Origin of the sequence: Escherichia sp. MR, from assembly GCF_005280595.1 — a bacterium.
GTDB classification, from domain to species: Bacteria; Pseudomonadota; Gammaproteobacteria; order Enterobacterales; family Enterobacteriaceae; genus Escherichia; species Escherichia ruysiae.
This window is the reverse complement of the sequence record NZ_SZVK01000101.1, coordinates 1-5435: the sequence shown is the minus strand read 5'-3', so window position 1 is coordinate 5435 and position 5435 is coordinate 1. Positions and strand designations below refer to the sequence as shown.

Below are 5435 nucleotides of genomic sequence, written 5' to 3'. Positions count from 1 at the left end.
CTGGCAGGCAGTGAAATGAAGCGCCTGTATGCCGTCGGGAGTGAGAACGGGGGCGACGGTGACGCATTCGTCAGGGAGGAACGCGAAGCAATGGACGTTGTGTTACAGGCGCTGGACGGGGAGACGATGTCATGAATATCAGCACAGAAACCCGCGAAATTCTGCGTAATTACAGGGCCGTGATTAATGCGCGGCGTCGTGAAATGGGGCAGAAACCGCTCACCACCGCGCAGATTGTTGATGAAATCTGCGATTTTGTGGCGAATCAGCAGGCGGTTTTCCTGGGCGGTCACTACATCTTACAGGGCAGCAGAAACAGGTGATACAGGGGCAGGCGGTGGAGGCCGCCTGTCAGCCCGCGCGAAAACCCCTGGCAGGCTGACGCCTGCCGGAAACGCGGGGTGCAGCGCCTGCGGCGCTGCCGGCCCGGCTTTCCGGTCAGAAGGTAGTGTATGGCTGTATGCCAGGAATAGATGTGATATTCCGTGACACTGTCACCGTTTATGGTTGTCTTTTATTGCGCCCACTTCGGCTCCCGGCTGCCTGGCGGCATCCGGTCGTCAGGCCCGACTCCGACAGGCAGCTGCTGGCGCACCCGCCAGTCTCCGCCGAACCCGCTGGCGCGGTTTCGGGCTGCCGCTACGGTCCGATGCGTGAAAACCCGGGCTTGCAGCGACCGTTACGGTCGCGCCGCCCCTGTCGCGCCGTGACCTGCGCTCCCTGCACACCTGACGGTGTGTGAGGAAACTGCGCCTGATGGCGCAGCAGTCCTCCCTCCTGCCGCCACCCCTGCGGCCTGTTTCCCGCTGTGGACTTTCCGGGGGGCAGACGTAACCCCCTCCCGTTCCATCTGTCCAGGGTGAGATGCACCGGCCACAAAATTTTTAGCCATGAACCCGGCAAAAAATTTTGCGTCCGCCCCCGGACAGCTGTCCCGTGAGGCGGTAAACGGGCCCCCATCGGAAAGGTCCACTGCGGGGAGAAACCCCGAAGAAGTGGACGGCAGGAGGAGCTTTCGCTCCTCTGAAGGGGCACATGAACGTCCCGTCGCCGGTATCCGGTTTATCTCACATCTTTCAGTCAGGAGGTTCTTATGAGTGCACGTGGTATCAACAAGGTCATCCTCGTCGGGCGTCTGGGCAATGATCCGGAAGTCCGTTACATCCCCAACGGGGGCGCAGTGGCAAACCTGCAGGTGGCCACATCAGAAAGCTGGCGTGACAAACAGACGGGGGAGATGCGGGAGCAGACGGAATGGCACCGCGTGGTGCTGTTCGGCAAGCTCGCGGAAGTGGCAGGTGAATATCTGCGCAAGGGTGCGCAGGTCTACATCGAAGGTCAGCTTCGCACCCGTAGCTGGGAAGATAACGGTATCACCCGTTACGTCACTGAAATTCTTGTTAAGACCACGGGCACCGTGCAGATGCTGGGACGTGCACCACAGCAGAACGCTCAGGCGCAACCGAAGCCTCAGCAGAATGGGCAGCCACAGAGTGCTGACGCGACGAAAAAAGGTGGCGCGAAAACGAAAGGCCGTGGACGTAAGGCCGCGCAGCCAGAGCCTCAGCCTCAACAACAGCCAGAACCTCCTTATGGCTTCGACGATGATGCGCCATTCTGATCTGGCTGATTTTTCTGACAGCCCCACCATGTGTGGGGCATTACCGGAGAACGATGATGAACAAATCCGATGAAATGATTCAGGAACTACCCGATGGGGCATTCACCCGCGAGTGTGCTGAAACCGTTGTTACACAGTACCGGAATGTCTTTATCGAGGATGATCAGGGAACGCATTTTCGCCTGGTTGTCCGTCAGGATGGCACGTTGATCTGGCGCTCCTGGAATTTTGAGGACTGTGCCGGGTACTGGATGAACCGGTACATCAGGGATTTCGGCATTCGTAAGTAAGAGAGGTGCCGGACGGGGATGACGTCCGGCAGACATTAACTAAACCGTAAGGGGAATAATCATGTCAGTAGTAAAGTCTGAACCAGACACCACCCGCAAAGCAAGCCGTAAATCTGCAAAAACGCAGGAAACCGTCCTGTCTGCCCTGCTGGCGCAGACGGAGGAAGTGAGCGTGCCGCTGGCCTCGCTGATTAAGTCACCGCTGAATGTGCGCACGGTGCCGTATTCTGCGGAGTCCGTCAGCGAACTGGCGGACTCCATTAAAGGTGTCGGCCTGTTACAGAATCTGGTTGTTCATGCCCTGCCAGGTGACCGTTACGGTGTCGCCGCAGGCGGTCGCCGACTGGCAGCACTCAACATGCTGGCAGAGCGCAACATCCTTACGGCTGACTGGCCTGTACGCGTGAAGGTTATTCCGCAGGAACTGGCGACGGCGGCATCAATGACTGAAAACGGTCATCGTCGGGATATGCACCCTGCCGAACAGATTGCCGGATTCCGCGCAATGGCGCAGGAAGGCAAAACACCTGCGCAAATCGGTGATTTGCTGGGCTATTCACCCCGCCACGTTCAGCGAATGCTGAAACTGGCAGACCTTGCGCCTGTCATCCTCGATGCGCTGGCAGAAGACCGCATCACCACAGAACACTGTCAGGCGCTGGCGCTGGAGAACGACACCGCGCGTCAGGTGCAGGTGTTTGAAGCTGCCTGTCAGTCGGGATGGGGCGGTAAACCGGATGTGCGGGTTATCCGCAATCTGATTACGGAAAGTGAAGTGGCGGTGGCGGGGAACAGTAAATTCCGCTTCGTGGGGGCTGATGCTTTCTCACCTGACGAACTGCGTACTGATTTGTTCAGCGATGACGGGGACGGTTATGTGGACCGTGTGGCGCTTGATGCTGCTCTGCTGGAAAAACTCCAGGCTGTCGCAGAGTACCTTCGGGAAGCCGAAGGCTGGGAGTGGTGCGCCGGGCGCATGGAGCCTGTCGGTGAGTGCCGTGAGGATGCCGGAACATACCGCTGTCTGCCGGAGCCGGAAGCGGTGCTGACGGAGGCGGAAGAAGAACGCCTGAACGAACTGATGACGCGTTACGACGCGCTGGAAAATCAGTGTGAGGAATCCGACCTGCTGGAAGCAGAAATGAAGCTGATGCGCTGCATGGCGAAGGTCAGGGCGTGGACGCCGGAGATACGTGCCGGAAGCGGTGTGGTGGTGTCCTGGTGTTATGGCAACGTATGTGTCCAGCGTGGTGTGCAGTTGCGCAGTGAGGATGACGTGGCTGACGACGCTGACCGCACGGAACAGGTGCAGGAGAAAGCATCAGTGGAGGAAATCAGTCTGCCACTGCTGACGAAAATGTCTTCCGAACGCACGCTGGCAGTCCAGGCGGCACTCATGCAGCAACCGGACAAATCTCTGGCACTGCTGGCATGGACGCTCTGCCTGAATGTGTTTGGCAGCGGGGCGTACAGTAGTCCCGCCAGAATTTACCTGGAATGTGGGCATTACTCACTGACCAGCGCTGCGCCGTCAGGGAAGGAAGGTACCGCATTCATGGCGCTGATGGCAGAGCACTTTCGCCTTGCTGCCCTGCTGCCGGATGAATGGGAACGGGACATGACGACGTTCCTGTCACTCAGCCAGGAGGTTCTGTTATCCCTGCTCAGTTTCTGCACTGCATGCAGCATCCACGGCGTTCAGACCCGTGAGTGTGGTCACACGTCACGCAGTCCGCTGGACTCGCTGGAAACCGCCATCGGCTTTCACATGCGCGACTGGTGGCAGCCGACAAAAGCAAACTTCTTCGGACACTTGAAACAGCCGCAGATTATCGCAGCCCTGAATGAGGCCGGACTGTCCGGTGCCGCACGGGACGCGGAGAAAATGAAGAAAGGCGATGCGGCTGAACATGCAGAGTTCCATATGAAAGACAACCGCTGGGTGCCTGGCTGGATGTGTGCACCACGTCCACAGACGGATGCCACTGAACACACCGCTAACCTGGCTGATGCCGCCTGATGAACAACCACACCGCCCCGCCGGAGACGGGGCGGCAGCAAGGGAGATACCGTGATGAAAACTGAACTGACCCTGAATGCCCTGCAGTCCATGAACGCACAGGAATATGAAGATATCCGTGCTGCGGGAAGCGATATGCGCCGTAATCTCACTCACGAGGTGATGCGTGAAGTGGACGCACCGGCTAACTGGATGATGAACGGAGAGTATGGCAGTGAGTTCGGGGGCTTTTTCCCCGTCCAGGTTCGTTTCACGCCAGCCCACGAACGTTTCCACCTGGCATTATGTTCGCCGGGAGACGTCTCTCAGCTCTGGATGCTGGTTCTGGTGAATTGTGGTGGACAGCCTTTCGCCGTCGTTCAGGTGCAACATATCTTCACGCCTGTCGCTATCAGTCACACGCTGGCGCTTGCCGCGACACTTGATGCGCAGGGGTACAGTGTTAACGACATCATCCATATCCTGATGGCAGAAGGAGGTCAGGCATGAGCGCACGTTCACGGGCACTGATCCCCCTCAGCGCAGAGCAACAGGCCGCCATGCAGGCTGTGGCTGTCACCGAACAACGTCGTCGTCAGGGACGCACACTTTCAGCATGGCCTTATGCCAGCGCTTTCTTTCGCTGCCTGAATGGCAGTCGCCGGATTTCGCTGACCGATCTCCGCTTTTTTGCTCCTGCGCTGACGAAGGAGGAATTTCATGGCAACCGTCTCCTGTGGCTGGCTGCCGTGGATAAACTGATTGAAAGTTTTGGTGAAGTCTGTGTTCTTCCCCTGCCATCCGATGCGGGGCATCGTCTGTTCCCGTCCGTTCCTTTTCGTGAAGGTGAGCGGCGTCGTCAGAAAACCACGCTGACAGAGCAGAAATACAGCCGCCAGCGGGAACGTGAGGCAGAACGACGGGAACTGGAATACCAGACATGTTTTGCTCAGGCGCAGATTGACCTTGCGTTTCATACTCCCGCCACGGTCGGAAGCTGGTTGTCCCGCTGGTCTGGTGTTGTTGAGGAGCATGATCTGGAAACGATTTTCTGGGGGTGGTGCGGGCGTTTTCCATCACTGTCATCATTTGACCGGTTTTTCTGGCAGGAGGAACCACTCTGGCGGCTGATTTTTGAAGCCGGTGAGGCCGGTCGTGGTGCACCGGTACAGGTACGTGCACTTGAGCAGTGGATGATCCCGAACAAGCTGGAGAACGCAATATGATGAAATCAGACGAACAATATCAGGTTCCCGTGTGGATGCGACCTCTGTTGCCGTTGCTCTGCAATACCGGTGGTAATGATCCGGAGGAACTGCTGAATGATACAGAAACCACCGCCAGTGCGAATATTGTCCGTTATGTACTGATAGTTGCAGTGCGGTCGCAGATTGATCTGCTGCAGCTACTGTACAGGAAAGGACTGTTGCGCACAGAGATACCAGGTGCTGAGAGATCCCCTCATAATTTCCCCAAAGCGTAACCATGTGTGAATAAATTTTGAGCTAGTAGGGTTGCAGCCACG

6 protein-coding genes and 3 pseudogenes are annotated in these 5435 nt (G+C 57.6%); 8 read left to right on the top strand and 1 reads right to left on the bottom strand.

Translation table 11 applies throughout. The features are described from left to right. A pseudogene (locus FC814_RS23370) lies at positions 1 to 135 on the top strand (hypothetical protein); the annotation flags it as partial. Continuing rightward, positions 132 to 323: a hypothetical protein gene (locus FC814_RS22075; protein WP_001027516.1), complete on the top strand. Its 192-nt coding sequence runs from the start codon at positions 132 to 134 to the stop codon at positions 321 to 323. The pseudogene FC814_RS23370 and the gene FC814_RS22075, both read left to right, overlap by 4 nt. A 333-nt stretch (positions 324 to 656) precedes the next feature. On the opposite strand, the pseudogene FC814_RS23365 reads toward FC814_RS22075, so the two are convergent. Next, positions 657 to 725: pseudogene (locus FC814_RS23365) on the bottom strand (pilus protein); the annotation flags it as partial. Positions 726 to 1093: 368 nt separating this feature from the next. On the opposite strand from FC814_RS23365, the gene FC814_RS22060 reads away from it, so the two are divergent. The 6 genes and pseudogenes from FC814_RS22060 to FC814_RS22035 form a co-directional block, all read left to right on the top strand. Beyond that, complete coding sequence (locus FC814_RS22060; RefSeq protein WP_001276121.1) at positions 1094 to 1621, top strand: single-stranded DNA-binding protein; 528 nt, start codon at positions 1094 to 1096, stop codon at positions 1619 to 1621. 56 nt (positions 1622 to 1677) lie between these two features. Then, the gene (locus FC814_RS22055; RefSeq protein WP_001042948.1) at positions 1678 to 1911 is read left to right on the top strand and encodes a DUF905 domain-containing protein; all 234 of its coding nucleotides are present in this window, start codon (positions 1678 to 1680) and stop codon (positions 1909 to 1911) included. Between the two features lie 61 nt (positions 1912 to 1972). Next, entirely contained in the window at positions 1973 to 3931 is a 1959-nt protein-coding gene (locus FC814_RS22050) for a ParB/RepB/Spo0J family partition protein (RefSeq protein ID WP_001749200.1), read from the top strand. 54 nt (positions 3932 to 3985) lie between these two features. Beyond that, entirely contained in the window at positions 3986 to 4420 is a 435-nt protein-coding gene (psiB, locus tag FC814_RS22045) for a conjugation system SOS inhibitor PsiB (protein WP_000845897.1), read from the top strand. Then, on the top strand, positions 4417 to 5136 hold the full coding sequence (locus tag FC814_RS22040) for a plasmid SOS inhibition protein A (protein ID WP_001276261.1): 720 nt from the start codon (positions 4417 to 4419) through the stop codon (positions 5134 to 5136). Before psiB ends, FC814_RS22040 begins: the two co-directional genes overlap by 4 nt. Further along, positions 5133 to 5357, top strand: a pseudogene (locus tag FC814_RS22035) (hypothetical protein); the annotation flags it as partial. The gene FC814_RS22040 and the pseudogene FC814_RS22035, both read left to right, overlap by 4 nt. Between the last annotated feature and the right edge of the window lie 78 nt (positions 5358 to 5435).

What these genes read in the sequence shown, in the direction of transcription:
- FC814_RS22075 (WP_001027516.1), top strand. Translation starts at nt 132, where the DNA reads ATGAATATCAGCACAGAAACCCGCGAAATTCTGCGTAATTACAGGGCC.
- FC814_RS22060 (WP_001276121.1), top strand. Translation starts at nt 1,094, where the DNA reads ATGAGTGCACGTGGTATCAACAAGGTCATCCTCGTCGGGCGTCTGGGC.
- FC814_RS22055 (WP_001042948.1), top strand. Translation starts at nt 1,678, where the DNA reads ATGAACAAATCCGATGAAATGATTCAGGAACTACCCGATGGGGCATTC.
- FC814_RS22050 (WP_001749200.1), top strand. Translation starts at nt 1,973, where the DNA reads ATGTCAGTAGTAAAGTCTGAACCAGACACCACCCGCAAAGCAAGCCGT.
- psiB (WP_000845897.1), top strand. Translation starts at nt 3,986, where the DNA reads ATGAAAACTGAACTGACCCTGAATGCCCTGCAGTCCATGAACGCACAG.
- FC814_RS22040 (WP_001276261.1), top strand. Translation starts at nt 4,417, where the DNA reads ATGAGCGCACGTTCACGGGCACTGATCCCCCTCAGCGCAGAGCAACAG.